Raw genomic sequence first — 25,975 nt, 5'->3', positions numbered from 1 at the left:
GTTCTCTGCCTAGAACCCTTGGGCATCAAGGATGGCGTCTTCCTCTTCCTCCGCCGTCGCCTTCCTGCCCTGGCGGGGCGGCGGACGACGGCGGGGCGCGGCGTTGCTGCCGTCGTGCAGGTACGGCCCGGTCCCGCCGTCTGCGGCGGCCGCCTCGTCCTCGGCGTCGATGGCCGCATTGCGCGCCTGCTGCCGCGCCGCGTAGCCGAAGCCGACGAACATCAGCACACCGAAGGCGAACCACTGCAGCGAGTAGGACAGGTGCGTGCCTTCCTCGGTGGACGGCTTGGGGAACCCGATCGGCATGTCCGCCGCCGGCGGCGTCTCGGAGGCCAGCTGGCCATAGGCGCCGGTGAGCAGCGGGTAGCCGAGCTGGGCCGAGTAGGCGGCCAGGTCAATGGACGCCAGCTGGCCGTCCGGGGCGCCGCGGTTCAGTTCGGGTTCGGTGTGTTTGAGCCGGGCCACCACGGTGACCTTTCCGGCCGGGGGCGCCGGCACCGAGTCCGGTCTGCCGGGGGTTTTGTTGCCGATGGGCAGCCAGCCGCGGTCGATGACGACCGTCTCGCCGGATTCCAGTTTGAACGGAACCACCACCTCGTAGCCGGGCTGCCCGTTCAGGGGCCGGTTGCGCACGATCCGCTGGCCTGCGGTGTCGTAGCTGCCCCGCAGTTCCACCTGGGTCCATTCACGCTCGGGATCGAGCCGGACGAACTGGTCCCGGGCGTCGGCGAAGGGGATCGGCGTGGCCGAGTAGTTCGAGACCACGCGGTTGATCTCTGCCAGGGTTTCGGCCCGGCGGTCCATCTGCCAGCGGCCCAGGAAGACGCAGGCGGTGGCGAAAATCGCGGCCAGCAACAGGTAGCCCAGCCATTTGCTGGAGAAGAGAAAGCGGTACATTCAGCGCGCCCCGCCGCGATCCGCGGCTGTCTCCGCGCGCGCCGCATCCCCGCCGGTGTCGGAGGATTCCGTCTCGAGGGCGACCGTCTCCTTCCAGAGCCCGCGGGTCTGGAGGTAGTCCTCCAGCCAGTCGCGGTGTTCCGGGCAGGCCAGCCAGACCTTGCGGCGCTCGGGGGTGTGGATGCGGGGGTTGTTCCACAGCAGCTGCCAGGCGGCGTCGGCGCGGCACGCCTTGCGCGAGCACATGGCGGCGGCGGGCTCCCCGGCGGTGCCGGCCAGGTCAAGAAGGTTCATGAAGCAGCCCGTCCGTGGTCCTCGTCGTCGTCAATCACTTCGCCCTGCAACAGCGTGGAGGAGGGATCCTCCTGCGGCGCTGCCTGCGGGCCGGTGCCCGGCGTGCCTGCCGGGGCTTCCAGTTCGGCCAGCGGGACGTAATCGATCAGGGATTCGCTGTGCACTTCGGCGTGGTCGCTGCCGTTGGCGATCACCACCGCGACCCAGGGCAGGAAGACCGCACCGATCACCGGCAGTACCTTGAACCAGCCGTCCACCACGAACACGAGCACGAGGCAGACCATACGGATCCCCATGGCCACGGCGTACTTGATCATGCGCTGGCGCATTTCTTCCGAATGCGCGGCAGCGGCGTCAGTGATGCTGTGGACCTCGGCGTCGCCGGAGTTCTCCCCGGGAGTCCGCTCACCGGGTCGGGTCTTGTTTGTCACGGCTGTCAGATCACGCTCCATAGGCTTCCCTTAATTCTCTCACCATCGGCGGAGGGCCCCAAATAGGGCACGCCCCGCAAGGAGGCCCGCCGCGCCTGCGGCTAAGATCGGAGGCAGGAAAATCCAGCCCACCCACCGCGGTACCAGTGCGCCGCAGAAACCGGAGTCCACCATGTCTGAAGCAACCGCGACCGGCCGCAGTGTCCTGATCACCGGCGGCAACCGGGGCATCGGCCTCGCCATCGCCGAGGCCTTCCTCGCCAACGGGGACAAGGTGGCCGTCACGTACCGCAGCGCAACGGCGCTGCCGGACGGGATCCTGGGCGTCAAGGCCGACGTCACGGACGAGGCCTCCGTGGACGCGGCGTTCGCCGAGGTGGAGGCGGCGCACGGCCCCGTCGAGGTTCTCGTCGCCAACGCCGGTATCACCAAGGACACGCTGCTGCTGCGGATGAGCGAGGGCGACTTCACCTCCGTGATCGACACCAACCTCACCGGCGCGTTCCGTGTCATCAAGCGCGCCTCGAAGGGCATGATCCGCGCCCGCAAGGGCCGCGTAGTCCTGATCTCCTCGGTCTCCGGCCTCTACGGGGCGCCCGGCCAGATCAACTACTCCGCGTCCAAGGCCGGCCTTGTCGGTATTGCCCGTTCCCTCACCCGCGAACTCGGCGGCCGCGGCATCACCGCGAACGTCGTGGCTCCGGGATTCATCAACACCGACATGACGGCCGAGCTCCCGGAGGCCACCCAGCAGGACTACCTGTCGAAGGTGCCGGCGGGCCGGTTCGCCGAAGCGTCAGAGGTTGCCGGCGTCGTGCGCTGGATCGCCAGCGACGAGGCCGCCTACATTTCCGGCGCCGTCATCCCGGTCGACGGCGGCCTCGGCATGGGGCACTAGGGGCGCTTTTCCGACGGCGGCGGCAGGTGCCGTGCGGCGCACGGCGTCCGTCACGGCGCCGCCGTCGTTTTCGCGCCTCCGGCCCGCGCCCAGGCGGGGCCTTTGGTCCTTGGCGCCGCCGCGGGCCGGGCGTGTAATGGGGGTACAGCCCCCGACCATGCCTGGGCGGGGCATGGACCCAGGAGGACAAATCATGACTGATCTCAGCAAGTGGACGCCCTCGGACATGCTCGAGCCGGTCCGCCGGTTCCTCGACGGCGACCTGACGATGGCGTCCAGCATCAAGGTCGAACAGTTCCAGGACGGCAACACGCTGGTGGTGCGGGCGGAGGTCCCCGGCATCGACCCGGACAAGGACGTCGACGTCTCGGTCAGTGACGGCATGCTGCACATCAAGGCCGAACGGGAAGAGAAGACCGAACACAAGAGCAAGACCGGCTACCGCTCGGAATTCCGGTACGGCTCGTTCGTGCGCAGCATCGCGCTGCCCGCCGGTGCCCGGGAAGAAGACATCACCGCCAGCTACAAGGACGGCGTGCTCGAAGTGCGGGCCCCGGCCCCCGTCGCGGCCCCGGCCGAGACGGCAAAGAAGATCCGGATCGACCGCAGCTGATCCGGCCGGGCCCGGGCGCTCAGCTTGCCTCGTCCCGGGCCCGCCGCAGCCAGTCCGCGACCTCGGCGTCGAGATCCTCCTCGGAACGCAGCTCCAGGTGGTGCATCCACAGGCTGGGGGAGACCCGCACCACGGACTTGAACCGGGGCGAGGAGAGCCGCTCGTGGAGCGCGATCGAAAGCGCGGCCGGAACTGTCGACCGCACGTAGCGCCCCGGCCACCAGACGTAGGCAAAGCCGCGGCGGGCGCGGAAAGCGACCTGGCTCGTGGTCGCCCGGACGTGTAGAGGGCCGGGCGCCGCCGCCGGGCCCTGCGTTTCCAGCAGCCGCTCCACCGCCCGGAAGAGATCCAGTCCGCGCGGGGACCCGCTGAAGACTGCCTCCGGCGTGGAATCGGTACCTCGCCCTGCCATGCCCGGATCCTACGCCGCCACCCGGAGCCGGGACAGGCCCGGTACCCCACTCGCCGCGAGGGCGCCGCGGTGGACCCGGCTGCTTCCCTGCGCGACGGGCATGTCCAACGGAACCCCGGCCTGAACTAGCCGGGTCCGTCTTCTTTGTGGATCCGGTACAAACGGTTTGCCCGGGGACGCTGGCATGATGGACAGCAGACCCCACGTATTTGGATGTTTGGAACAAAGGAGCTCGTATGGGACTGCTGGAGAACAAGACCGCGATCGTTACCGGTTCATCGCGTGGCATCGGCGCCGAGGTTGCCAAATTCCTCGCCGCGGAGGGTGCCGCCGTCGTCGTGAACTACCGCCAGAAGGCACCCCGGGCCAATAAGGTTGTCGCCGAGATCGAAGCCGCGGGCGGCCGCGCCGCAGCCGTGGGCGCGGACCTGACCACGCAGGAAGGCGTGCAGGCCCTGGCCAGCGCCGCGATGGAGAACTTCGGCTCCCTGGACCTGCTGGTCCTGAACGCCTCCGGCGGCATGGAATCCGGCATGGAGGAGGGCTACGCGCTCAAGCTCAACCGTGACGCGCAGGTCAACATGCTCAACGCGGCTGTGCCCCTGATGGCAGAGGGGTCCCGGGTGGTCTTCGTGACCAGCCACCAGGCCCACTTCATCGAGACCGTGCCCACCATGCCCGAGTACGAACCGGTCGCCCGCAGCAAGCGCGCCGGCGAGGACGCACTCCGCGACCTCATCCCTGCCCTGGACGAGAAGGGCATCTCGCTGGTGGTCGTCTCCGGCGACATGATCGAAGGCACGGTCACCGCCACGCTGCTGGACCGCTCCAACCCGGGCGCGATCGAGGCCCGCCGCGCCGAGGCCGGCAAGCTCTACTCGGTAAAGGAATTCGCCGCCGAGGTTGCCAAGATGGCCACGGCCGACGTCGAGACCGGCCACACCGAGTACGTCGGCGGCGCCGACTACTTCGACAAGGCGGACGGCGCGGGCACCAACTAGCCGCTACCGGGATGACACCTGGCGGCAGCGCTCCTGAAGGACACTGCAGCCGGGTGTCATCTCGCGTTAAGGCTCAGACGCCTGCAATGTGGCGGACGGCGTCCAGGTACGGCATGTCCACGGCAGCGTCCGCCGCGGCGCGGACGGCCGGCTTGGCGTTGAAGGCCACCCCGATGCCGGCAGCGCCAAGCATGTCCAGGTCGTTGGCGCCGTCGCCCACCGCGATGGTGTGTTCCATCGGGATGCCCTCGGCCGCGGCCCACTCGCGCAGGTACTTTTCCTTCGCGGCGCGGTCCACGACGTCGCCGAGCACCCGCCCGGTCAGAGCCCCGTCGACGATCTCCAACTCGTTCGCGATCCAGTAGTCCAGGCCCAGCCCCTCGGCAATCGGGCGCAGGATCTGGTTGAACCCGCCCGACACGACGGCGACGGCGTGGCCCGCCGCCTTGAACGCCGCCACCAGGGCCTCGGCGCCGTCGCTCAGCTCCACCTCGGCGCGGACGGAGTCGACGACGTCGGCCGGCAGCCCGGCGAGCACCGCGACCCGGGCGTGCAGGCTCTGCGCGAAGTCCAGTTCCCCGCGCATGGCCGCCTCGGTCACCGCCGTCACTTCCTCCCGCTTGCCGGCATAGGCGGCGAGCAGTTCAATGACTTCCTGCCGGATCAGGGTGGAGTCCACGTCCATGATCAGCAGTTTCCGCGGAGCCTGCCGGAGGGCTGCGGGCACGACGGCGGTTCCCGCGCCGGTGCCGGCGGCCGTGCCCGCGCCGGTGACCGCGCGGCGGACCTCCGCCAGGCCCGCTTCGGTCAGAGGTTCCGGGGCCGTGCACTCGATCGTGTGGACCTCGAAGCGTCCGTCGCCGGAGCGGGCCTCCGCTCCCACGGTCAGGCCCGCCGAGGCCAGGGCGCGGTGGAGCTGCTGCACGTCGGAGGGGGACAAATGGACGCCGTAGCTGACCGCGGTCACGTTCGAACTCATGGCTTCAATCCTAGCGATCGGCCCGGCGCGCCCCTGAATTCGTTTCGGTCCGGTGACGCCCGGGCGCGGGCCCCGGTGACGCGCCCGGTGACGCCCCCGGCCGGGCCGCCGCTGCCGGTTATCAGTAGCCCGCTTTTTTGTCCTAGTGTCTACTCCTATGAGTGAAGTTCTTGAATTGGCCGCCGTCAGCGTTGTGCGTGGGGCGAAGACGCTCCTGGACAAGGTCGACTGGCAGGTCAAGGAGGGCGAGCGCTGGGTCATCCTGGGACCCAACGGTGCCGGCAAGACCACTCTGCTCCAGGTCGCCGGCGCGCGGCTCCACCCGACCAGCGGCATGGCGGGCATCCTGGAAGAAGTCCTCGGCGCCGTCGACGTCTTCGAACTCCGCCCCCGGATCGGCCTGTCCTCGGCCGCCCTGGCCAACCAGATCCCCGGGCACGAGACGGTCCTCAACGTCGTCGTGACCGCCGCCTACGGCGTGACCGGGCGCTGGCGCGAAGGCTACGAGAAGGACGACGAGCGCCGCGCCTTCGCCCTGCTGAACGAGTGGGGAATGGGCCCGCTGCTCAACCGTCCCTTCGCGTCCCTGTCCGAAGGGGAGCGCAAACGCGTGCAGATCGCCCGCGCCCTCATGACGGACCCCGAACTGCTGCTCCTCGACGAGCCCGCCGCCGGCCTGGACCTGGGCGGCCGCGAGGACCTCGTGCACCGGCTCAGCGGGCTGGCCCGGGACGAGGCCGCACCGGCGATCGTCCTGGTCACGCACCACCTGGAGGAGGTGCCGCCCGGATTCACCCACGCCCTGCTGATGCGCGACGGCGGCATCGTCGCCTCCGGCCCGATCGGGGATGTGCTCACCGCCGGGAACCTCAGCGAGACCTTCGGCGTGGACCTGGACGTGACCGTCACCGGCGGCCGGTACACCGCCACCGCCCGCCGCTAACGGGGCCGCGCACAGCACGTGGAGTTCCTCAGCAGCATCTTCATCTTCTTCGCCGGGCTCTGGGCCGGCACCATCAACAGCGTGGTCGGCTCGGGCACCCTGGTGACCTTCCCGGTGCTCATCGCGCTGGGCTTTGCGCCGGTCACCGCCTCGATCAGCAACGCCATGGGCCTGGTCGCGGGCAACGCCGCCGGCGCCTGGGGGTACCGCAAGGAGCTCGCGGGGCGGGGGAGGCAACTGCTGCGCCTGCTCCCGGCGTCCCTCGCCGGCGGCATCACCGGCGCCTACCTGCTGCTGCACCTTCCCGAGGCCGTCTTCCATTACGCGGCCCCCGCCCTGATCGTCGTCGCGCTCCTGATGGTGGTGTTCCAGCCGAGGCTCCAGCGCTGGGTCCAGACCAGGGAAGAGAACCCTGCGAACGCGCTCCGCGACAAGCGGCACTCGGTCCTGCTGGTGGTCCTCGTCTACCTCGCGGGCGTGTACGGCGGTTACTTCGTTGCGGCCCAGGGCATCCTGCTGGTCGGCATCCTGGGCGTGTTCATGGCGGGCACCATGCAGAATGCCAACGCCATGAAAAACATCCTGGTCCTCGGCGTGAACGTCGTCGCCGCCGCGTCCTACCTCTTGTTCGCCTTCGACCGGATCAGCTGGACCGCGGTCGGCCTGATCGCGGTCAGCTCCCTGATCGGCGGCTTCATCGGCTCAAAGGTGGGCCGGCGGCTGTCCCCGCCGGTGCTGCGCGGGGTCATCTTCACCCTCGGCGTCGTGGCGCTGGGCTTCATGATCGCCAAACTGCTGAATTGACCGCGCCCGTGAACTTCCACTACCTGAACTCCGCCGACGATCCCCGGGTCGCGGATTACACGCAGCTGACCGACGTGCACCTGCGCAAACTCCGCGAACCCGCCGAGGGCATGTACATCGCCGAATCCTCCCGCGTCCTGCGCCGCGCCCTCGCCGCTGGCCACCGGCCGCGGTCCTTCTTCCTCGCCGAGAAGTGGCGCGAGGACCTCGCCGACGTCTTCGAGGCCTACCCGGACATGCCGGCCTACATCGGCTCCGCCGAACTCCTGGAACAGATCACCGGCTTCCACCTGCACCGCGGCGCGATGGCCGCCATGCACCGCCCGGCGCCGGTGCCGCTGCCCGAACTGCTCGCCGGGGCCCGCCGGATTGCCGTCCTCGAAGACATCGTCGACCACACCAACGTCGGCGCGATCTTCCGCTCCGCCGCGGCCCTGGGGCTCGACGCCGTGCTCATCTCCCCGCGCTGCGGTGACCCGCTGTACCGGCGCAGCGTCCGCGTCAGCATGGGAACGGTCTTCCAGGTCCCGTGGGCCAGGCTTGATGAATGGCCGGGGAACCTGGCGGTGCTGAAGGACCACGGCTTCCTCGTCGCCGCCATGGAGCTGACGCCCGACGCCGTCGACGTCGATGACCTCGCGGCCCGGAACCCGGAGCGGCTGGCGCTGGTGCTGGGCACCGAGGGCGCGGGAATGAGCGAGGCCACCCTGGCCGCCGTCGACCTCGCCGTGAAGATCCCCATGCGCCCCGGCGTCGACTCGCTCAACGTCGCCGCGGCCTCCGCCGTCGCCTTCTGGGAACTGCGCCACCGCGGCTGAACGCGGCCGCCCACCCCGGTCCGGCCGGTTCGTCGGAGCCGCGGATCTGGGCTATCATTGGTAGCTGGCTGTTCAGCGTTTTCCGGCGCCGGACGCCCACTCCCACTCATACCTGGCAGCTGGCAAAATCCAGTTGCGCGAACAAAGGTCCAATTATGCAGTCTGATATCCACCCGAAGTACGAAGCTGTTGTTTTCAACGACCTGGCTTCCGGCGTCAAGTTCCTGACCAAGTCCACCGTGTCTTCCTCGAAGACCATCGAGTGGGAAGACGGAAACACCTACCCGGTCATCGACGTCGAAATCTCCTCCGAGTCCCACCCGTTCTACACGGGCAAGCAGCGCATCATGGACTCCGCAGGCCGCGTCGAGCGCTTCAACGCTCGCTTCAAGGGCTTCGGCGGCAAGAAGTAAGCTTCTTCTTCCCAAGGTCTTGTGGAAAGCCCGCACCGGAAACGGTGCGGGCTTTTTGCGTCCCGGCAGGAGGGCGTCCCGGCGTGGCAGGATGGAGGGTATGACTTCCTCTCCCGCCTCCGACGCCGCCACGACCGAGGACGACGGCGGCCGCCGCCACGGCGAGTACAAGGTGCCCGGCGGCAAGCTGGTCGTGGCCGACCTTGACGTCGTCGACGGCGTCCTGGCCCACGTCTCGATCAGCGGCGACTTCTTCCTCGAGCCGGATGAGGCGCTGCCCGAAATCAACCGGAGCCTCACCGGACTCCCCGCCGACACCGGCGCGGCCGACCTCGCCGCGGCCGTCACGGCGGCCCTGCCGGCAGACGCCGTCCTGTTCGGATTCTCCGCCGACGCGGTCGCCATCGCGGTTCGCCGTGCCCTGGCCAAGGCCACCGGCTGGGGCGACCACCGCTGGGACATCATCGGCCCCACGGTCCTGCCCACGCACGTGAACGTCGCCCTCGACGAGGTCCTCACCGAGGAAGTCGGCGCCGGCCGCCGCAACCCGGCGCTGCGCTTCTGGGACTGGGAGGAGCCGTCCGTGGTGATCGGCAGCTTCCAGTCCGTCCGCAACGAGGTCCACCCCGAGGGGGTCAGCCGGCACGGGATCAGCGTTGTCCGGAGGATCAGCGGCGGGGGAGCCATGTTCATGGAGGCGGGCAACTGCATCACGTACTCGCTGTATCTGCCGCAGACGCTCGTGGACGGCATCAGCTTCGCGGACTCCTACGGGTTCCTGGACTCCTGGGTCATGGCCGCACTGGAAAAGGTCGGCATCAGCGCCTACTACGTGCCGCTGAACGACATCGCCACCGAGCACGGCAAGATCGGCGGCGCCGCACAGAAGCGGCTCGCCAACGGCGGCATGCTGCACCACGTCACGATGAGCTATGACATCGACGCCGACAAGATGGTCGAGGTGCTGCGGATCGGCAAGGAGAAGCTGTCCGACAAGGGCACCACGAGCGCCAAGAAGCGCGTCGACCCGCTGCGCCGGCAGACCGGGCTGGCCCGTGCCGAAATCGTCGCGGCCATGATGGAGGTCTTCAGCGAACGCTACGGCGCGACGCCGGCCGAGCTCACCGACGCCGAACTGGACGCCGCCCGCCACCGGGTGGAATCCAAGTTCGGCACCCCGGAGTGGCTGCACCGGGTCCCGTAATGCCCCGTTACGGAGCAGCCGATGACGGTTCCTGGCCCGCGGCCTGGGCCGTCAGCGCCCGGAGCAGCTGGCTGCGCTGTTCGACGATGATCCGGCGCAGGGCCCGCGGCGCGTCCTGGTGTCCGGCCAGCCATGCGTCCGTCCTCACCAGCACCGGGTGCTCGGCCGGGGAGCCGCCGTCGAGGTCCTGTCCGGCCGGGAAGAGGCCGCGGACGATCCTGCTGGCAATCTCGATGCTGCGGGTGGCCCAGACCCGCTCCAGGCACTCGAAGTACGGTTCCACATAGCCCGCCAGCAGGGATGCCGGGGCGGTGGTGAAGCCGGCGATGGTGGCGCTGAGCAGCTGGTTGGACAACGCCGTGCCGTGCACGGCGGCGTCCCAGGCGGCGTCTTTGACGGGCGGGTCCGGCCGCGCCGCAAGGGCCGTGGCGTGGCCGGATTTCCCGGACGCGGTGTTGTCGCGGGCCAGTTCGGCCTCCAGCTGCTCGGGCCCGGCCTGGCCGTGGGCTGCCAGCGCGTGCCAGAAGTTCCAGCGCAGTTCGGCGTCGACGGTCAGTCCCTCGATGACGGTGCTGCCGTCCAGCAGGCCGCGAAGCAGGTCCAGTTCGCCGGCGTCGAAACGGCTGGTGGCGGCCAGGGTCCTGGCCCAGGCCAGCTGCTGGTCCGAGCCGGGGACCGCGGCGGCCAGTTGCTCTGCGGCGGTGGCCAGGAACGCGTGCCGGACCGCGCCGCGGCGGCGGGCCGGAACGTAGCGTTCAATGGCCGTCGAAGCGTTCCCGAGCACGGCCAGCAGGACCCCGATGCCGGGTTCGGCGGGGGCGAAGCGTTGCACGGCCTCGACGTAGCGCTCAGCCGGGGCGGCCGCGTCGCGGGCCGCGTCCCACAGCGCGGTCCAGCACAGCGCCCGGGCCATCGGGTCGCTGATCGCGCCGAGCGAGCTGCGCACCGTGGCTTCGGACTGCGGGTCCAGCCGGACCTTGGCGTAGCTGAGGTCCTCGTCGTTGACCAGCAGCAGCGCCGGCCGGGCCTTACCGGTGAGGGCGGAGACTAGGGTGCGGCCGCCGTCGACGTCGGTTTCGACGCTGTCGGTGCGGACCAGGGCGCCGGCCGCGTCCGGGTTGTAGAGGCCGATCCGCAGCCGGTGCGGGCGCGGTTCCTGCCGGCCGGTGGCGGGGTCTTCCGCCTGCTGGGTGATCGCCACGGAGCCCATGACCCCGCCGGCGTCGTCGATCTCGGCGGTCAGCGTTGAAATGCCGGAGGTCTGCAGCCACTGCCGGGCCCAGGCGCCGAGGTCCCGGCCGGAGGCGGTGCTGAGCGCGGCCAGCAGGTCCGCGAGGGTGGTGTTGCCGTAGGCGTGGTCGCGGAAGTATTGGCGTGAACCGGCGATGAAGGCGTCAAAGCCCACGTAGGCGACCAGCTGCTTGAGCACCGAGGCGCCCTTGGCGTAGGTGATCCCGTCGAAGTTCTGCTTCGCGGCCTCGAGGTCCGGGATGTCCGCGACGATGGGGTGCGTGGTGGGCAGCTGGTCCTGGACGTAGGCCCAGGCTTTGCGGTTGTTGGCGAAGTTGACCCAGGCGGTGTCCCAGTCCGTGGTGCGGTCCACGCCCAGGGTGCCCATGTAGTCCGCGAAGGATTCCTTGAGCCACAGGTCGTCCCACCACCGCATCGTGACCAGGTCGCCGAACCACATGTGCGCCATCTCGTGCAGCAGCGTGTTGGCCCGGCCCTGGTACTGCGAGTCAGCGGCCCGGGAGGTGAAGACGTAACTCTCGGTGAACGTCACCAGTCCGGGGTTCTCCATGGCGCCGAGGTTGTACTCGGGGACGAAGGCCTGCTCGTACTTGCCCCAGGGGTAGGGGTAGTCGAAGAGGCCGTTGAAGAAGTCCAGCCCGTTCCGGGTCAGCCGGAAGAGCTCGTCCGGGTCAAAGGACGGCGCCATCGACGCGCGGCAGTACAGCGCGAGCGGCACCTCCAGTGCGGTGCCGTCCGCGAGCGTCCCGTGCCAGGTGTCCTCGGCCTTGAAGTAGGGGCCGGCGAGGACGGTGGTGATGTAGGTCGACATCGGCCGGGTCGGTGCGAAATCCCAGCGGCTGGCAGCCGGGTCACCGGGCAGCGGGGTCCGCTGCGTTTCGGCGCCGTTCGAGGACACCGCCCACCCGGAGGGGGCAGTCACGTGGAAGGTGAATTCGGCTTTGAGGTCGGGCTGTTCGAAGTTGGCGAACACCCGCCGCGCGTCGGCCGGTTCGTACTGGGTGTAGAGGTAGCACTGCCCGTCGGCCGGGTCGAAGAACCGGTGCATGCCCTCGCCGGAGGTGCTGTACAGGGCCGTGCCGGTGACCGTGACCTGGTTGTCCGCCTGCAGGTCATCCAGCCGGATCCGGGAGCCGTCCACGACCTCGCTGACCGCGAGTTCCCGGCCGTTGAGGGTGACAGCCTGCACCGCGCCGCCGATGAAGTCCAGGAACGTCCCGGCGCCCGGTTCCCGGGCGGAGAAGGTGATGGTGGTCCGGCTGGGGTAACCCGTCTCGGCCGGGTCCTCCGCCTGGCGGACATCCAGCCAGACGTCGTAGCTGTGGGTGCTGATCAGGGCTGAGCGGGCCGCCGCTTCGTCGCGGCTGAGGTTCTGGTTCGACACCCCGCTATCTAATCACGGTCGGCCCCGCGGGCCGGGTAGCGGCGAACTCCGGGCAGCGGTGAACTCCGTCAGCCGGCGGGGATGAGCACGACGGCGGCGCCGAGCCCCAGCGCGGCGATCAACAGCCACGACGCCAGGGCAGCCAGCAGGGCGGGCGTGCCCGTGTGCAGCAACTGCCTGACGCGCACGGCCGAGCCGAGGCCGAACAGTGCCATGCCAAGCAGGCCATCCTGCACGACGGCGGCCGCCGCGAGCACCTCCGGGGCGAGCCAGCCGGTGGACCGCAGCGCGGCCAGGGCGATGAAGCCCAGGACGAACAGCGGGACCAGGGGAGGCCGCTGCCCTCCGCCGTCGGCGCCCCTGCGGTGGTGCAGGCCGGCGGCGGCGACCATCGGGGCGAGCAGCAGCACGCGGGTGAGCTTGACGATCACGGCGACGGCGAGCGCGGAGGCGCCCGCGGTCTGGGCGGTGGCCACGACCTGGCCGACGTCGTGCACCGACGCGCCCGCCCAGGCGCCGAAGGTCTCCGGCGCCAGGCCCAGCGGTCCGACCAGGAGCGGCAGTGCGCCGATCGCGAGCGTGCCGCACAAGGTGACCAGGGCGATCGGAAGCACGGTGTCCTGCTGCCGGATCCGGCGCACAGCTGCCATGGCACCGATTGCCGAGGCGCCGCAGATGGCGAAACCGGTCGCAATCAGCAGCGACACCGGCGGCGGCAGCCGGAACAGCCGGCTGATCCCGTAGGTACCGGCAAACGCCGCCAGCACCACCGCGGTGATCAGCAGCAGCGCGGGCCAGCCCAGGCCCAGCACGTCGACCACGCTGACCTTGAGCCCGAGCACCACGATCCCCGCGCGCATCAGGTGCTTCCCGGCGAAATCCAGGCCGGCACGGCCCTGCCCGGCGCTCCAGCCGGCCGCGCCGGGAAGGTTCGCGGCGAGCAGGCCCAGCACCACCGCGGCCGTCATCGCCGGCAGGGCGGGCAGCGCCGCGTGCACGGCAAGGGCTAGACCGACGGCGGCGGCGCAGCCGAGCAGGCCGGGCAGGAGGCGCAGCGCAGCCCCGCCGGCCGGCGGCTGCGAAGAGGGGCGGGGAAGAGGCACGGCTTCCACCCTGCCCTATGAGGGCGCCAGCCGCCGCACGCAACACGGCCCGTGGCACGGCACGCACCGGCGAACCACGGCGCGCCCCGCCGCCGCGCCGCGTCCACGGCGCGGCAGCCGTGGACCGAAATGATTTCGTAACGAAAAGATGGTTGGCTAGTGGGCATGTCTGACCTTTTCGAGGATTACTCCGCGGCTGCCGGCCGCAGCGGCGCCTACGACGAGATGTTCGCCCCGGGCCAGCAGGCCCGCAGCTCGTACGGCCAGGTCGCCGGCGCGCTGCGCGAACTGTCGCTGGCCGACGTCACCGCCCGCGCCGACTCCATGGCCCGGACCTTCCTGGACCGCGGAGTCACCTTTGACTTTGCGGGGGAGGAGCGGCCGTTCCCGCTGGACATCGTGCCCCGCGTGATCCCGGCCGACGAATGGAGCGTCCTCGAACGCGGCGTCGCCCAGCGTGTGAAGGCGCTCGAAGCGTTCCTCAACGACGTCTACGACAAGATGGCGGTCGTCGCGGACGGCGTCATCCCGCGGCAGCTCGTCACCACCAGCGCGCACTTCCACCGCCAGGTCCACGGCTTCGAGCCGGCCGGCGGGGTCCGCGTGCACATCTCCGGGATCGACGTGGTGCGCGATGCTGCGGGCACGTTCCGGGTCCTGGAGGACAACGTCCGCGTCCCCTCCGGCGTCAGCTACGTCCTGGAGAACCGCCGCGCCATGGCCAAGGGCCTGCCGGAGGCGTTCGGCCAGCAGCTCATCCGCCCGGTGGAGGAATACCCGCGCCGGCTGCTCTCCGCGCTGCGCAAGACCGCGCCGGCCGGCGTCGACGACCCCACCGTGGTGGTCCTGACCCCCGGCGTGTTCAACAGCGCCTACTTCGAACACACCCTGCTGGCCGGCCTGATGGGCGTCGAGCTGGTCGAGGGCCGCGACCTGATCTGCCGCGGCAACCGGGTGTACATGCGCACCACTGCCGGTGAGCAGCGCGTGGACGTCATCTACAAGCGGATCGACGACGAGTTCCTCGACCCGCTGCAGTTCCGCTCCGACTCCATGCTGGGCTGCCCCGGGCTTGTGAATGCCGCCCGCGCCGGCGGCGTGACGATCGCCAACGCGGTCGGCAACGGCGTCGCGGACGACAAGTTGGTGTACAGCTACGTGCCGGACCTGATCCGCTACTACCTTGGCGAGGAGCCGGTGATCGCCAACGTCGACACCTTCCGGCTTGAGGAGCCCGAAGCCCGCGAGCACGTGCTCGACCGGCTCGATGAACTGGTGGTCAAACCGGTGGACGGCTCCGGCGGCAAGGGCCTGGTGATCGGCCCGGACGCGTCCCGGGACGAGCTCGACGCCCTGCGCAAGCGGATCATCGCCGACCCGCGCGGCTGGATCGCCCAGCCGGTGCTGCAGCTCTCCACCGTGCCGACGCTCAGCGGCGACAAGTTCGGGCCGCGGCACGTGGACCTTCGCCCGTTCGCGGTGAACGACGGCGACGACGTCTGGGTGCTTCCCGGCGGGCTCACCCGAGTGGCGCTGAAGGAAGGCTCGCTGATCGTGAACTCCAGCCAGGGCGGCGGCTCCAAGGACACCTGGGTGCTGGCGGACTCCCCGCAGGTGCCGGTCGAGGCCATCCCGCGGCCGGCCATTGCGGTGCGCGAACGGGTCTCCGTCTGGCCGGTCGAGAGCAACTGGCGCGACAGCCAGAAAGAGCAGCAACAGCAGCAGATGTCCGACGCGCAGGAGGTAGCCGCGAATGCTTAGCCGTATTGCCGAGTCACTGTTCTGGATTGGCCGTTACGTCGAACGGGCCGACGGCACCGCCCGCATCCTGGACGTCCACCTCGAACGGCTGAACCACCTGCCGATGGAGGAGCAGCGCAGCGTCGCGCAGGAACTGCTCGCCGTCATGGGGGCGCGGCCGCAGTCCGAGGAGTTCGGCCTGGACGAGCTGCTGCACGCCCTGGCCTACGACAAGCACAGCGCCACCTCGATCGCCGGTTCCCTCGGCGCGGCCCGGGAAAACGCCCGCCGCGCCCGCGAGACCGTGTCCTCCGGGCTCTGGGAAAGCCTGAACACCACGTACTACGGGCTGAACCAGCACCGCAAGGACGTCGTGGGGACCTACCGGTTCTGCAACTGGGTGCTCGAGCGCACCGCGATGGTCAGCGGCCTGGCCGACACCACGGTCAGCCACGACGAGAGCTGGCTGTTCCTGGTCCTGGGCCGGTCCCTGGAGCGGGCCGACATGACCGCGCGCATGCTCTCCACCCGGGATGTGCTCTCCGCCGGCATGTCCTGGGTGAACATGCTCCGCTGCGCCGGCGCATACGAATCCTTTTTGCGCACCCGCCGCGCCGCATTCGGCGACCAGCACGCGGCAGAATTCCTGCTGCTGGACCGGCTCTTCCCGCGCTCCATCGTCTACGCCCTGCGCGACGCCGACGACTGCCTCGCCAAGCTGGACCCCTCGGCCCAGCGCGTCGGCTTCATCAACGACGCCCGCCGGATCGTGGGCCAGGCCCGGACCTTCCTCGAGTTCCACCGCACCGATGACCTGATGTCCGAGCTGCCCGAGCACATGGAACGGGTACAGAAGGCCGTCTCGCAGGCCTCGGACGCGATTTCCCGTAAGTACTTCAATCAGGCAGATGAACTGGCCTGGGTGGGAGAAGTTTCATGACCCGGCTCAGCATCACGCACAGGACCGCGTACAAGTACAACCGGCGGGTCACGCTCTCCTACAACGAGGCGCGGATGACGCCGCTGACCGACCCGCAGCAGGTGGTGCTGGAATCCTCGATGAAGGTGTCCCCGGCGCAGGCGGCGGTCAGCAGCTACCGTGACTACTGGGGCACCCGCGTGACGGCCTTCGACATGCAGATGCCGCACGAGTACCTGGAGGTCCTCTCCACCACCACCGTCGAGGTGCACCGTGTGGAGCGGATCCCGGCCGAGGCCGACATCGTCGGCTGGGAGGACCTCGCCTCGGCGGAGACGCTGAACCGGTTCAGCGACTGGATCCCGCAGTCCCAGCTCACCGGCCCCGGCGCGGAGGTGCTCGGCATCGTGCCCGGGGTCGTCGCCGGGCGCAACCCGCACGAGGCCGCCATGGCAGTGTTCGAGTGGATGCGCGGCGAAATGAGCTACATGAAGGGCTCCACCGGGGTCACCACCAACGCCGAACAGGCGTGGAACCAGCGCCAGGGTGTCTGCCAGGACCTCGCCCACTTGGCCATCGGGGCCCTGCGCAGCTGCGGGATCCCCGCCCGGTACGTCTCCGGCTACCTGCACCCGCGTTCGACGGCGGAACTGGGGGAGGCCGTCGCGGGCCAGTCACACGCGTGGCTGGAATGGTGGGACGGCGAATGGCGCAGCTGGGACCCGACCAACCACAAGCCGGCCGGGGATTTCCACGTCACCGTGGCCCGGGGCCGCGACTACCGGGACGTGCCGCCGCTCAAAGGCATCCTGTCCGGCGGCGGCGGGTCGGACCTGTCCGTGACGGTGGAGATCACCCGGCTGGCCTGAGCCGCACGGGGACCCTGCTGCCGCCGGATCCGGGCAGGCTACTCCAGGCCCGAGCGGGTGGCGTCATCCAGCGGGGTCCACCAGGTCAGCGGCGGCACGATCTTGAACCGCCGCCCGGTGATGGTGTCCGGTGTGATCCGGACGAAATGCTCCTTCTTGCCAGCCTGCCAGGGGAAGAGCAGCAGCCCCACCGTGTCCAGGACCTCCGCCTGGTTCTTCACCGCGGCGGCCTGGCCCTTGACGACGACGCTCCAGGCGATGCCGCTGTCCGAATCCACGCCGTCGGCCTCGACCGCGACCGGGGTGTCACCCGTGGCGGCCTGCAGCTTGGTCCCCTCCGCGGTGCGGAACACCAGGGTGCCGTGGTCCACCTTGTAATTGATGGGGAAGATATCCGGGTGGTCATCGACCCAGACCGCCATCCGGCCCACCGTGACACTGCGGAGCAGCCGCCAGCACTCGTGGCTGTCCAGGTTTTCGACTTCGTGGGACTGGCCGGCGTGGGATTGGCCGGTGGCCGGCTTCGGATCAGTGCTCATGGCGCCGAGCCTACGACAGCGGCCGCGGCAGAAGCTAGGGCATTACGGCCCGACGGCCGAATATACGTTCCTTCATCCAAGGGATGTTCCCGGCGGATGGGGGTATTCTGGCCTCACGGCATCGGCGTGGATGTCCGGCGTGAGAATTGGGGCCAATGAAGATGCATTCACCTGGTGACAGCACGGAAACCACCGGTTCGGGCAGTCCCCGGATCGAGGATCTGCTCAAGGACGTGGTCTCCCGCGCCGGGGAATTGCTGCAGTCCCAGGAACGCATGGCAGGCCTGCTCGAGGCCGTCGTGGCCGTTGCCGAGGACCTCAGCCTCGATGCCGTGCTCGAACGCGTCGTGCAGTCCGCCTGCCGGCTCCTGAAGGCCCGCTACGGCGCCCTCGGCGTGATCGGGGACGACCACGCCCTGAGCCACTTCATCACCGTCGGCATCGACGGCGACCTGGCCCGGCAGATTGGGCCGCTGCCGACCGGGCACGGCGTGCTCGGCCTGCTGATCAGGGATCCCCGGCCGTTGCGGCTCCACGACCTGAGCAAGCACCCCGAAGCGTACGGTTTCCCGGAACACCATCCGCCCATGCAGTCCTTCCTCGGCGTTCCGGTCCGGGTTCGGGACACGGTCTTCGGCAACTTGTACCTGACCGAGAAGGAAGGCGGCGGGGACTTCACCGACGAGGACGAGGGGCTCGCCAACGCCTTGGCCGCTGCGGCCGGTGTCGCGATCGAAAACGCCAAACTGTACGACGACGCCCGCCGGCGGGCCCGCTGGCTGGAAGCCTGCATGGACGTCTCCGGCCTGATGCTCGGGTCCGACCGCGACTCCGCTGCCGGCGGTTTGGACCCCATCGCGGCGCGCGCGCTGCAGGAGTCCGGTTCACGGCTGGTCCTGGTCGCGGCCACCTGCCCCGACGGCCCCGGCTATGTCGTCGCCGGAGCCGCGGGGGAGCGCGCCCGGGAGTTCACCGGGGCACCACTGGAGCTCGACGCGCCCGGGCTGCAGGACGTGCTGGCCGGCGGCGAACCGGTGATGCTGGAGCACCCTGCCGAGGTCCTCGGAGCCGCCGGCGCCGAGGGGCTGGGCCCGCTGCTCGCGGTGGCCCTGAGCACCCAGGGGGCCCACCACGGCCTGCTGTTGATGGCCCGGAAGCGGGAGGAGCTGCGGTACGCCCGCACCGACATCGAGATGGGCGCGGTCTTCGGCTCGCACGTGGCGCTGGCGCTGGAACTCGCCCGCGTCCACCGGCTCCGTGAGGAACTGCTCGTCTTCACGGACCGCGACCGGATTGCCCGCGACCTGCACGACCTGGTCATCCAGAGGCTGTTCGCGGCAGGCCTGAGCGTGCAGAGCCTGACGCGGTTCACCAAGGACGAACTCGCCACCGACAGGGTCCGGAACATCACCGGCGAACTCGATGAGGCGATCCGCAGCCTGCGGGACACGATCTACTCGCTCAAGAGCAGCAGCAGCGGCGAGCCCGAGATGCTCAGCGGCCGGATCCGGCGCGTCACCCGCAGTTCCGCCAAGTCCATGCCGTTCACCCCGCGGCTGACGCTGACCGGACCCGTCGACGCGGTCACACCGGAAAAGGCGGACAACGTCGTGGCGGTGGTCTCCGAGGGGCTCAGCAACGCTATCCGTCACTCCGGAGCGGACGCCATCTCCGTCTCGGTGGCCGTGATCAAGGGCCGCGTCAACGTGGTCATCACGGACAACGGCTCCGGGTTCAACGACTCTCTGGAGCGCAACGGCCTGGCCAACCTGGAGGACCGGGCCCGGATGCTCGACGGCGAGTGCACTATCACAACGGCGCCGGAGGAAGGCACCAGCGTCGAATGGTCCGTGCCGCTCTAGCGCTTGACGTCGCCGCTTTGGCGGCGGGTCAGTGACTCGTCAGCAGCGCCGTGTCAGCGGCCGCCCTGGCCGGGCGCGCCGTGCACCGCATACGGCCGGCCGCCGTCGGCGGACCCGCCGGCCGAGGGGCCGGCCAGGGCAGGGCTGGCGATGAACACCGCGGCCTGGGTGCGGCGCTCGAAGCCGAGCTTGGCCAGCAGGGACGAGACGTAGTTCTTGACGGTCTTTTCCGCCAGGAACATCTCGGCCGCGATCTGCCGGTTCGTCAGCCCGCCTCCGACGAGCTCCAGTACCCGGCGTTCCTGCGGCGTCAGGGCCGCGACCCGCGGATCGACCTCTTCCGTTTCCACCAGGCTGTCGACGATCCCTGCGGCGACGCCCTCCTCAAAGAGGGATTCACCGGCCGCCGCCTTCCGGAGCGCGCCGATGAGGTCGGTTCCGCCGATTTCCTTAAGCACATAGCCGGACGCGCCGGCGAGCACTGCCCCGCGCAGGGCCTGGTCGTCGTCGAAGCTGGTCAGGATGATGCAGTTCAGCGACGGGTCCACCGAACGGACGTCCCGGCACACCTCGATGCCCGTCCCGTCGGGGAGCCGCGCGTCCAGGACACACACGTCCGGATGCAGCGCCGGAATGCGGCGGGTCGCCTCCACCGCCGAGCCGGAGCTCCCGACAACGACGAAGCCTTCGCCTTCGAGCAGTTCCTGCAAGCCCCGGCGGACCAGCTCGTGGTCGTCAAGGATAAAGACACGCAACGGGGCCGCTTGGCCTTCTGCCGTGAGACCGGCGTCTTCCCAGGCAATCATGATTCTCCTGTCCGGACACCGTTGCCGCCGCAAGCCGCTGCGGAGCTTCCCCCGGCTCTCGGTGCAGCGCGGCGGCGGACGGCGTCCGTCCTTCTTGGTGCGGGACCGGAGGCCGGTTCCGCGGTACGGAAAGTCGTATGTTCCATTGTGGCCCCGGAGGGGCCGCGACGGTTGCGATGCGACAATATTTCTTCGCTGCGCACAGCCAGTCTCCGGTTCCCCGCGGCCTCGGGGCAAGGGCCGTTCGGCCCCGGACCAGCGCCGGGACCGGCCGTGGCGCCGGATTTGGCGGTGCAACCGGGCCCGCCACCCCGGCCGCGTGGGCTGCAGGGTGGCGTGACTTTCGGCCCTAGCCCGGGCGCGGCGGCCAGGGCTACCTTGAGCGACGTGCCGCAGCGCGGTGACGGGGACGGGAAAGGGGCCAAGCCATGAGTGAACCCACGGGTATCGGGACCATTGTGGTCGGAGTCGACGGATCGGATGCTTCCGTGGAGGCCCTGCGGCAGGCTCAGCGGCTCGCCGCGCCGTTGTCGGCCAATATCGTGGCCCTGGCCTGCTGGGACGTGCCGCCGGTCTATGACGGGTATGTGGCCATGGGCATCAACGATTTCGACGTCCGCGCCGGGGAGATCCTGCAGGAGACGGTGGCAAAGGCCTTTGGCGGCGAGACGCCCGCGAACGTGGAAACCCGGCTGGTGCAGGGGCATCCGCGCCGCACCCTGATCGAGGAGAGCCGCACGGCGGACCTCCTGGTGCTGGGCCGGCGCGGCCATGGCGGGTTCGGCGGGCTGTTGCTCGGTTCGGTCAGCTCCGCCCTCGTCGCGCATGCGCACTGTCCGGTGCTGGTGGTCCATACCCCGGAAAAGCGTTAGCCGCCCGGCAGGGACGCCCAGCCAGAGAAGCGCGGACGGGCCCGTCCCCGGGGTGCCCGAACCGTCCGCCTCGCCTATTCGAACGAGGTCCGGCGCGGGTCGGCGAGCCGGGTCCGCCAGACGTCGGGCTGGTTGACCTTGAAACGGCGCCCGGTCAGGGCCTTGGGTGCCACCCGGACGTAGTAGTTTTTCTCGCCGGGCTGCCAGGGCTCCAGCAGCAGCGCGTCCACCGCATCCTTTTCGGCCTGGTCCTCGATGAGCTCGGCCTCGCCGCGCGCGACGACGCTCCACGCCGCCTGCTCGTGCGAGTCGTAGCCGTCGATTTCGAAGGCCACCGGTTTGGCGGTGATGGCGCCCCAGAGCTTGGTGCCGCCAGCGGTCCGGAACACGATCGAACGGCGCTGGAGAACAAAATTCACCGGGAAAACCTCCGGATGGCCGTCGACGATCAGCGCGATCCGCCCCACCACCTCGCTGTCGAGCAGGGCCCAGCACTGGTCGATGGACAGCTGGAAGTTTGGCGGCGGCGTCGTCGTAGTCACAGCTCCACGTTACGGACGCTCCCGCGGCCAGATCAGGGCCATATGGCCCTTGGCGGCCGCGGCCGGCCTCCTACCAGGGGCTGGGCTTGTAGTCCTTGAGGAAGACTCCGTACTGGTCCTCGCCGGCCTCGCCCATCACGATGGGGTCGTAGACCCTGGCGGCCCCGTCGACCAGGTCCAGCGGGGCGTGGAAGCCTTCCTCCATCAGCCGGACCTTCGTGTAGTGCGGACGTTCGTCCGTGATCCAGCCGGTGTCGACGGCGGTCATCAGGATGCCGTCGGACTCCAGCATCTCCTTGGCGCTGGTGCGCGTCATCATGTTCAGCGCCGCCTTGGCCATATTCGTGTGCGGATGGCCCGGGCCCTTGTAGGCGCGGGAGAACTGGCCCTCCATGGCGCTGACGTTCACGATGTACTTGCGCCGCGCATCCGAGCGCCTCATCGCTCCGCGCAGCCTGCTGACCAGCAGGAACGGCGCCGTGACGTTGCAGAGCTGCACCTCGAGCATTTCCAGCGGATCAACCTCGTCCACCACCTGGGTCCAGCTGTTGATCGTGGCGAGGTCCGGGACCAGGCCGCCGGCGTCAATCGCGGTGCCGGAGGCGATCCGCTCCAGCGACGCCGAGCCGGTGGACAGCGCCAGCGAGGTGATCGCGTCGCCGGCCAGGACCGGGTGCTCCAGGACCGAGCTGGCCAGCGCCAGCGGGTGCTTGTCATGGGCGTGGCCGAACGTGACGAGTTCGGGCCCGCCGTTGGCCGCCTGCAGCTCCGCCGGCAACGGCTCGTCCTCGGCGTCGACCAGCGGCTTGTACGCGTTCCCGGACCGACGGACGGTCTGCGCGGCGTTGTTGATGATGATGTCCAGCGGCCCGGCGGCGTCGAGGGAGTCGGTCAGCGCCATGACCTGGGAGGGATCGCGCAGGTCGATGCCCACGATCCGCAGCCGGTGCAGCCAGTCGGCGCTGTCCTCCATGGCGGCGAAACGCCGCGCGGCGTCCTTGGGGAAGCGGGTGGTGATGGTGGTGTGGGCCCCGTCGCGCAGCAGCCGCAGCGCAATGTACATGCCGATCTTGGCCCGGCCGCCGGTCAGCAGCGCACGCCGGCCGGTCAGGTCCGTCCGCGCGTCGCGCTTGCTGTGGCTGAAGAGCGCACATTCGGGGCAGAGCTGGTGGTAGAAGGCATCCACCTGGGTGTAGTGCTGCTTGCAGATGTAACAGGGCCGGGACCTGATCAGGTGCCCGGCGACCTCTCCGGTCGCCGAGGGTGCCAGCTTGTTGCCGCGCGTTTCATCGTCGATGCGGTCCGGCGCCGCCGTCGCGGTCTGGGCGATCACGGCACGGTCCGCCTCGGCGATCAGGTCCCGTTTGGTGACCCGGCGGTGGCGCTTGACCGCCTTGAACATCTTCCCGGTGGCGCGGCGCACGGACACGTAGTCCGGGTGCTCCTCGTCGTAGGCATGGATGTTGTTCAGCACCTTCAGGCAGGCGGCGATGTCCTCGGGGGTCAGCCCGGCGGCCGGCGTCGCGTCGCCGGCCGGGTCGGGCTGCAGGTCGGGAGAGCTCATTAGGCCAATTTTACAGCCTGGCGGCCGCCTGCCGGGACACCGGACGCCGGCCCCCCCCCGGCGGGCGTCCCGGCGTCCGCTGCGTCAGGCGCCGGCGCCGGGGTTGGTTCCGGACGGATCGACGCCGACGGCGGCGGCGTGCACTTCGCCGACCTTCTCCACCGACTCACGCACGGCCGGCCAGTTCTCCGTGGCCGTCTTGACGGCGTTGGGGACCAGGTAGAGGTTGGCGGCGGAGAGCGAACGTTCGGCTTCGCCGGGCTCGGGGACCTCCTGGCCCTTGGCGAGCACGGTGATACCGGAGTCGGTGACTTTGAAACCGCGTGCCCGGTCCAGGTCGGGGTCCAGGCCGATCGCGGCCCCGGCCGGGATCCGGACGTTCTTGTCGATGATGGCGCGCTTGATCACGGCCCCGGCCCCCACCTGGACCTTGTCCATCAGCACCGAGTCGAGGACCCGGCTGGCGGTCCCGACGTAGACGTCGTTGGAGAGGACCGAGCCTTCCACGATGCCGCCGGAGATCACCACGCCGCTGGCGACGATCGAATCCAGTGCGGTACCGACCGTGGAACCCTCGCCGCGGACGAACTTGGCCGGCGGCGAGATGCTCTGGCGGGTGTAGATCGGCCATTCGGAGTTGTACAGGTTGAAGACCGGCACGGGGGAGATCAGGTCCATGTGGGCGTCGTAGAAGGAGTCGATGGTGCCGACGTCGCGCCAGTACGTCCGGTCGCGCTCGGTGGAGCCCGGGATGTCGTTGAGGGTGAAGTCGTAGACCCCGGCTTCACCCTTGTCGACGAAGTACGGGATGATGTCCCCGCCCATGTCGTGCTTGGTATCAAGCCGTTCGGCGTCGACGTGCAGCGCCTCGACAAGGGCATCGGCGTCGAAGACGTAGTTGCCCATGGAGGCCAGGAACTGGCTGGGGTCCGCGGCGAGGCCCGGGGTCGAGGACGGCTTCTCGACGAACGCCGCGATCTTCTCCGGGTTCTGCTGGTCCACCTCGATCACACCGAACTGGTCGGCCATGTGCAGCGGCTGGCGGACGGCGGCGACCGTGGCCTTGGCCCCGCTGGCGACGTGCTGGGCCACCATCTGTGCGAAGTCCATCCGGTACACGTGGTCGGCGCCGACGACGACGACGATGTCCGGGTTGGCATCGTGGATCAGGTTCAGGGACTGGTAGATGGCGTTGGCACTGCCCAGGAACCAGCTCTTGCCCACGCGCTGCTGCGCCGGCACCGACGCAATGTAATTCCCCAGCTGGGTGGACATGCGCCAGGTTTCGGAAATATGCCGGTCGAGGCTGTGGGATTTGTATTGGGTGAGGACAACAATCTGCAAATACCGGGAATTCACCAGGTTGGAAAGCGCGAAATCAATGAGCCGGTAACTGCCGGCGAACGGGACGGCCGGCTTGGCCCGGTCTGCCGTCAACGGCATCAGCCTATTTCCCTCGCCACCTGCGAGGACAATGGCCAAGACTTTCTTCTGCTGCGGCATGATATCGCTCCTGAACGCCTTCGATGCTCCCCAAAATCCGCCCGGTGTGCCCGGACCTCTTCACACTAGAACAGATCAGCCGGAAGGACTACCTTGGGGTTTGTGCGAATAGACATTGTGACCAAGGAATTCCCGCCCGAAATCTATGGCGGCGCCGGCGTGCATGTGGCCGAACTCAGCCGTGTGCTGGCCCAGAAGGTGGACCTGCGGGTCCGCGCCTTCGGCGCCCCGCGTGACCCGGATTACCACGGCGCGGCCGTGTCCTCCTATCCGGTGCCGGAGGACCTCTCGGCCGCCAACGCCGCGGTGCAGACGCTCGGCGTGGACCTGCGGATCGTGCCCGACGTTGCCGGCGCCGACCTTGTGCACTCGCACACCTGGTACGCCAACATGGCCGGCCACCTGGCCTCGCTGCTGCACGGCATCCCGCATGTGCTCAGCGCGCACAGCCTGGAACCGCTGCGGCCGTGGAAGGCCGAACAGCTCGGCGGCGGCTACGCCCTGTCCTCCTGGGTGGAGAAGACCGCCTACGAGGCCGCCGCCGCCATCATCGCCGTGTCCGAGGGCATGCGGCAGGACATCCTCCGCAGCTACCCGGACGTGGACCCCGCCAAGGTCCGGGTGGTCCACAACGGGATCGACGTCAGCCTTTGGAACCGGGACGAGGACAACGACGCGGTCCGCGCCCTGGGGATCGACCCCGAGCGGCCCAGCGTGGTCTTCGTCGGCCGCAACACCCGGCAGAAGGGGGTGCCGTACCTGCTGCGCGCCGCCGCGAAGCTCCCCGCGGACGTCCAGCTGGTGCTGTGCCTGGGCGCGGCGGACACCCCGGAGCTGGCCGCCGAGACCTCCAAGCTGATCGATGAACTGCAGGCCAAGCGCAGCGGCGTCGTCCTGATCGAACGGATGCTTCCGCGCCGGGAACTGATCCAGGTCCTTAGCCACGCCACCGCCTTCGCCTGCCCGTCCATCTACGAACCCCTCGGGATCGTGAACCTGGAAGCGATGGCCTGCGGGGCCGCCGTCGTGGCCAGCGCCACTGGCGGTATCCCGGAGGTGGTTCAGCACGGCGAGACCGGGCTCCTCGTGCAGCTCGAACAGGTCACCGACGGCACCGGCACCCCGCTGGACCCGGAGAAGTTCGTCACCGAGTTCGCCGCCGCCCTCACGGAGGTGGTCACTGACCCGGAGCGGGCCCGGGCCATGGGCGCGGCAGGCCGCCGCCGGGCCGAGGAGCACTTCTCCTGGGAATCAATTTCGGAAACCACCCTGGAGGTCTACCGCTCGGTCCTTCCGCAGTAGTTACGCCAAACG

General features: G+C 69.6%; 26 protein-coding genes. 14 read left to right on the top strand and 12 right to left on the bottom strand.

Annotated elements, in window-relative coordinates:
* Positions 1-9: 9 nt before the first annotated feature.
* The 3 genes from ACTWLI_RS14210 to ACTWLI_RS14200 are packed head-to-tail and all read right to left on the bottom strand — an operon-like array spanning position 10 to position 1,643.
* Positions 10-897 carry an SURF1 family cytochrome oxidase biogenesis protein gene (locus tag ACTWLI_RS14210; protein ID WP_445154425.1) on the bottom strand — a complete coding sequence of 296 codons (888 nt, stop codon included), beginning with the start codon at positions 895-897 and terminating at the stop codon, positions 10-12.
* The gene (locus ACTWLI_RS14205; protein ID WP_445154424.1) at positions 898-1,191 is read right to left on the bottom strand and encodes a hypothetical protein; all 294 of its coding nucleotides are present in this window, start codon (positions 1,189-1,191) and stop codon (positions 898-900) included. It abuts the gene before it with no gap.
* A complete protein-coding gene (locus tag ACTWLI_RS14200; RefSeq protein WP_445154423.1) occupies positions 1,188-1,643 on the bottom strand; it encodes a DUF3099 domain-containing protein in 456 nt (151 codons plus the stop codon). Before ACTWLI_RS14200 ends, ACTWLI_RS14205 begins: the two co-directional genes overlap by 4 nt.
* A 151-nt stretch (positions 1,644-1,794) precedes the next feature.
* Between ACTWLI_RS14200 and fabG the strand changes: the two genes are divergently transcribed.
* Positions 1,795-2,520 carry a 3-oxoacyl-ACP reductase FabG gene (fabG, locus tag ACTWLI_RS14195; RefSeq protein ID WP_445154422.1) on the top strand — a complete coding sequence of 242 codons (726 nt, stop codon included), beginning with the start codon at positions 1,795-1,797 and terminating at the stop codon, positions 2,518-2,520.
* Between the two features lie 193 nt (positions 2,521-2,713).
* Complete coding sequence (locus tag ACTWLI_RS14190) at positions 2,714-3,133, top strand: Hsp20/alpha crystallin family protein (RefSeq protein ID WP_445154421.1); 420 nt, start codon at positions 2,714-2,716, stop codon at positions 3,131-3,133.
* Between the two features lie 19 nt (positions 3,134-3,152).
* Here the strand turns inward: ACTWLI_RS14190 and ACTWLI_RS14185 are convergent, their stop codons facing one another.
* The gene (locus ACTWLI_RS14185) at positions 3,153-3,545 is read right to left on the bottom strand and encodes a DUF5655 domain-containing protein (RefSeq protein ID WP_445154420.1); all 393 of its coding nucleotides are present in this window, start codon (positions 3,543-3,545) and stop codon (positions 3,153-3,155) included.
* A gap of 236 nt (positions 3,546-3,781) precedes the next feature.
* On the opposite strand from ACTWLI_RS14185, the gene ACTWLI_RS14180 reads away from it, so the two are divergent.
* Positions 3,782-4,546 (top strand): SDR family oxidoreductase, encoded by a 765-nt coding sequence (locus ACTWLI_RS14180; protein ID WP_445154419.1) that lies wholly within the window; start codon positions 3,782-3,784, stop codon positions 4,544-4,546.
* A gap of 73 nt (positions 4,547-4,619) precedes the next feature.
* Here ACTWLI_RS14180 and serB read toward each other — a convergent pair whose 3' ends face one another.
* Entirely contained in the window at positions 4,620-5,525 is a 906-nt protein-coding gene (serB, locus tag ACTWLI_RS14175) for a phosphoserine phosphatase SerB (protein ID WP_445154418.1), read from the bottom strand.
* Positions 5,526-5,682: 157 nt separating this feature from the next.
* Between serB and ACTWLI_RS14170 the strand changes: the two genes are divergently transcribed.
* The 5 genes from ACTWLI_RS14170 (at position 5,683) to ACTWLI_RS14150 (ending at position 9,707) form a co-directional block, all read left to right on the top strand.
* Positions 5,683-6,468: an ABC transporter ATP-binding protein gene (locus ACTWLI_RS14170; protein ID WP_445154417.1), complete on the top strand. Its 786-nt coding sequence runs from the start codon at positions 5,683-5,685 to the stop codon at positions 6,466-6,468.
* Positions 6,469-6,486: 18 nt separating this feature from the next.
* The gene (locus ACTWLI_RS14165; protein WP_445154416.1) at positions 6,487-7,272 is read left to right on the top strand and encodes a sulfite exporter TauE/SafE family protein; all 786 of its coding nucleotides are present in this window, start codon (positions 6,487-6,489) and stop codon (positions 7,270-7,272) included.
* Positions 7,273-7,280: 8 nt separating this feature from the next.
* On the top strand, positions 7,281-8,090 hold the full coding sequence (locus ACTWLI_RS14160) for a TrmH family RNA methyltransferase (protein WP_445156197.1): 810 nt from the start codon (positions 7,281-7,283) through the stop codon (positions 8,088-8,090).
* A gap of 155 nt (positions 8,091-8,245) precedes the next feature.
* Positions 8,246-8,503, top strand: coding sequence for a type B 50S ribosomal protein L31 (locus ACTWLI_RS14155; protein ID WP_056739465.1), 258 nt, complete (start codon positions 8,246-8,248; stop codon positions 8,501-8,503).
* Between the two features lie 100 nt (positions 8,504-8,603).
* Positions 8,604-9,707: a lipoate--protein ligase family protein gene (locus ACTWLI_RS14150; RefSeq protein ID WP_445154415.1), complete on the top strand. Its 1,104-nt coding sequence runs from the start codon at positions 8,604-8,606 to the stop codon at positions 9,705-9,707.
* Between the two features lie 7 nt (positions 9,708-9,714).
* On the opposite strand, the gene pepN is transcribed toward ACTWLI_RS14150, so the two are convergent.
* Together pepN and ACTWLI_RS14140 are read right to left on the bottom strand one after the other, a co-directional pair.
* Positions 9,715-12,342 carry an aminopeptidase N gene (gene pepN, locus ACTWLI_RS14145; protein WP_445154414.1) on the bottom strand — a complete coding sequence of 876 codons (2,628 nt, stop codon included), beginning with the start codon at positions 12,340-12,342 and terminating at the stop codon, positions 9,715-9,717.
* 68 nt (positions 12,343-12,410) lie between these two features.
* The gene (locus ACTWLI_RS14140; protein WP_445154413.1) at positions 12,411-13,445 is read right to left on the bottom strand and encodes a YeiH family protein; all 1,035 of its coding nucleotides are present in this window, start codon (positions 13,443-13,445) and stop codon (positions 12,411-12,413) included.
* A 165-nt stretch (positions 13,446-13,610) separates the two neighbouring features.
* Between ACTWLI_RS14140 and ACTWLI_RS14135 the strand changes: the two genes are divergently transcribed.
* Genes ACTWLI_RS14135 through ACTWLI_RS14125 form a run of 3 tightly spaced genes read left to right on the top strand, consistent with a single transcriptional unit; the run spans position 13,611 to position 16,973 of the window.
* A complete protein-coding gene (locus ACTWLI_RS14135; RefSeq protein ID WP_445154412.1) occupies positions 13,611-15,206 on the top strand; it encodes a circularly permuted type 2 ATP-grasp protein in 1,596 nt (531 codons plus the stop codon).
* On the top strand, positions 15,199-16,125 hold the full coding sequence (locus ACTWLI_RS14130; protein WP_056739454.1) for an alpha-E domain-containing protein: 927 nt from the start codon (positions 15,199-15,201) through the stop codon (positions 16,123-16,125). Before ACTWLI_RS14135 ends, ACTWLI_RS14130 begins: the two co-directional genes overlap by 8 nt.
* Complete coding sequence (locus tag ACTWLI_RS14125) at positions 16,122-16,973, top strand: transglutaminase family protein (RefSeq protein WP_445154411.1); 852 nt, start codon at positions 16,122-16,124, stop codon at positions 16,971-16,973. Before ACTWLI_RS14130 ends, ACTWLI_RS14125 begins: the two co-directional genes overlap by 4 nt.
* A gap of 38 nt (positions 16,974-17,011) precedes the next feature.
* Here the strand turns inward: ACTWLI_RS14125 and ACTWLI_RS14120 are convergent, their stop codons facing one another.
* Positions 17,012-17,512: a pyridoxamine 5'-phosphate oxidase family protein gene (locus ACTWLI_RS14120; RefSeq protein ID WP_445154410.1), complete on the bottom strand. Its 501-nt coding sequence runs from the start codon at positions 17,510-17,512 to the stop codon at positions 17,012-17,014.
* Between the two features lie 161 nt (positions 17,513-17,673).
* Here ACTWLI_RS14120 and ACTWLI_RS14115 point away from each other — a divergent pair, with 161 nt between their 5' ends.
* Positions 17,674-19,374: a sensor histidine kinase gene (locus ACTWLI_RS14115; RefSeq protein ID WP_445156196.1), complete on the top strand. Its 1,701-nt coding sequence runs from the start codon at positions 17,674-17,676 to the stop codon at positions 19,372-19,374.
* A gap of 53 nt (positions 19,375-19,427) precedes the next feature.
* On the opposite strand, the gene ACTWLI_RS14110 is transcribed toward ACTWLI_RS14115, so the two are convergent.
* Positions 19,428-20,180, bottom strand: coding sequence for a response regulator (locus ACTWLI_RS14110; RefSeq protein WP_445154409.1), 753 nt, complete (start codon positions 20,178-20,180; stop codon positions 19,428-19,430).
* Positions 20,181-20,608: 428 nt separating this feature from the next.
* Here ACTWLI_RS14110 and ACTWLI_RS14105 point away from each other — a divergent pair, with 428 nt between their 5' ends.
* Positions 20,609-21,052: a universal stress protein gene (locus tag ACTWLI_RS14105; RefSeq protein WP_445154408.1), complete on the top strand. Its 444-nt coding sequence runs from the start codon at positions 20,609-20,611 to the stop codon at positions 21,050-21,052.
* A gap of 74 nt (positions 21,053-21,126) precedes the next feature.
* On the opposite strand, the gene ACTWLI_RS14100 is transcribed toward ACTWLI_RS14105, so the two are convergent.
* From ACTWLI_RS14100 to glgC, 3 genes are all read right to left on the bottom strand, one after another.
* Positions 21,127-21,594 carry a pyridoxamine 5'-phosphate oxidase family protein gene (locus ACTWLI_RS14100; protein WP_445154407.1) on the bottom strand — a complete coding sequence of 156 codons (468 nt, stop codon included), beginning with the start codon at positions 21,592-21,594 and terminating at the stop codon, positions 21,127-21,129.
* Between the two features lie 70 nt (positions 21,595-21,664).
* The gene (locus tag ACTWLI_RS14095; protein WP_445154406.1) at positions 21,665-23,158 is read right to left on the bottom strand and encodes an SDR family NAD(P)-dependent oxidoreductase; all 1,494 of its coding nucleotides are present in this window, start codon (positions 23,156-23,158) and stop codon (positions 21,665-21,667) included.
* Between the two features lie 84 nt (positions 23,159-23,242).
* Entirely contained in the window at positions 23,243-24,661 is a 1,419-nt protein-coding gene (gene glgC / locus ACTWLI_RS14090; protein ID WP_445154405.1) for a glucose-1-phosphate adenylyltransferase, read from the bottom strand.
* 102 nt (positions 24,662-24,763) lie between these two features.
* Here glgC and glgA point away from each other — a divergent pair, with 102 nt between their 5' ends.
* Positions 24,764-25,963, top strand: a complete 1,200-nt coding sequence (glgA, locus tag ACTWLI_RS14085; protein ID WP_445154404.1) for a glycogen synthase — start codon at positions 24,764-24,766, stop codon at positions 25,961-25,963.
* The last annotated feature ends 12 nt before the right edge of the window (positions 25,964-25,975 follow it).

Source organism: Arthrobacter sp. Hor0625 (genome assembly GCF_052567525.1).
This window is presented reverse-complemented; position numbering and strand designations above follow the sequence as displayed.